The sequence below is a fragment of the Streptomyces sp. NPDC058375 genome (assembly GCF_042723425.1).
Classification (GTDB): Bacteria; Actinomycetota; Actinomycetes; order Streptomycetales; family Streptomycetaceae; genus Streptomyces; species Streptomyces durocortorensis.
On the sequence record NZ_JBHXJG010000478.1, the window covers coordinates 1 to 1,730 of the forward strand.

At 70.1% G+C, this 1,730-nt stretch carries 1 protein-coding gene; it reads right to left on the reverse strand.

What is annotated here, in order from left to right:
• On the reverse strand, positions 1 to 1,730 hold a 1,730-nt coding region (locus tag ACFWM7_RS35195), incomplete at both ends, for an Rne/Rng family ribonuclease (RefSeq protein ID WP_383268835.1).

The window sequence follows — 1,730 nt, forward strand, 5'->3', positions numbered from 1 at the left end:
GCCCGGCGGCGGCCACGGCCGCGCGTGGCGGCCGCCTCGGCCTCGGCGGGGCTGCTGTAGAACTCGTCGTCCTCCCGGACCGCGGGCTCCACCGCCACCGGGGCTGCGACCTCGGCGGCCAGCTCGGCCTCGGTCTCGGCGGGCTCGGCCGCCTGCTCGTCGTGGTCGTGGCCGTGCTCGTGCTCCTGGCCCGCGCCGCCTCGGCCGCGCTTCTTGGACTTCTTGCCGCCCCCACCGCCGCCGCCGACGGACGTCGGCTGCTCCATGTGGACGATGACGCCGCGCCCGTTGCAGTGGACGCAGGTCTCGGAGAAGGACTCCAGCAGCCCCTGGCCCACCCGCTTGCGGGTCATCTGAACCAGGCCCAGTGAGGTGACCTCGGCGACCTGGTGCTTGGTGCGGTCGCGGCCCAGGCACTCCAGGAGCCGCCGCAGGACCAGGTCCCGGTTGGACTCCAGCACCATGTCGATGAAGTCGACGACGACGATGCCGCCGAGGTCGCGCAGCCGCAGCTGACGCACGATCTCCTCGGCCGCCTCCAGGTTGTTCCTGGTGACGGTCTCCTCCAGGTTGCCGCCCTGGCCGGTGAACTTGCCGGTGTTGACGTCGACGACGATCATCGCCTCGGTCTTGTCGATCACCAGCGAACCGCCGCTGGGCAGGTAGACCTTGCGGTCCAGCGCCTTCATCAACTGCTCGTCGATGCGGTACGTCGCGAAGACGTCGACCTCGGAGGTCCAGCGCGAGAGCCGTTCCGTCAGGTCGGGCGCGACGTGCGAGACGTATCCGTGGATGGTCTCCCACGCGTCGTCGCCGCTGACGATGACCTTGGAGAAGTCCTCGTTGAAGATGTCGCGGACGACCCGGACGGTCATGTCCGGCTCGCCGTAGAGCAGCGTCGGCGCGTTGGAGCCGCTGGTGCCCTTCGCCTTCCTCTGGATCTCTTCCCACTGACCCTGGAGCCGCTCGACGTCACGGCGCAGCTCGTCCTCGCTCGCGCCCTCGGCGGCGGTGCGCACGATGACGCCCGCGTCCTCGGGGACGATCTTCTTGAGGATCGTCTTGAGGCGGGAGCGCTCGGTGTCGGGCAGCTTGCGGCTGATCCCGGTCATCGAGCCCTCGGGGACGTACACCAGGTAGCGGCCGGGCAGCGAGACCTGGCTGGTCAGACGCGCGCCCTTGTGGCCGATCGGGTCCTTGGTCACCTGGACCAGGACCGACTGGCCGGACTTGAGCGCGGTCTCGATGCGGCGCGGCCCGTGGGCCATGCCGAGCGCCTCGAAGTTGACCTCACCGGCGTACAGGACGGCGTTGCGGCCCTTGCCGATGTCGACGAAGGCGGCCTCCATGGACGGCAGGACGTTCTGGACCTTGCCCAGGTAGACGTTGCCGACGTAGCTGGTGGCCTGCTCCTTGTTGACGTAGTGCTCGACGAGCACGTTGTCCTCGAGGACGCCGATCTGGGTGCGCTCGCCGCTCTGGCGGACGACCATCACGCGCTCGACGGCCTCGCGGCGCGCCAGGAACTCCGCCTCGGTGATGATCGGGACGCGGCGACGGCCCTGCTCGCGGCCCTCGCGGCGGCGCTGCTTCTTCGCCTCCATGCGGGTCGAGCCCTTGATGGACTGGACCTCGTCGAAGCCAGTACCCGGCTCGCGCTCCTCCTTCTTGCGGGGCTCGCGGACCTTGACGACCGTACGCTCCGGGTCGTCGGCGGTGCCGTGCTCGGC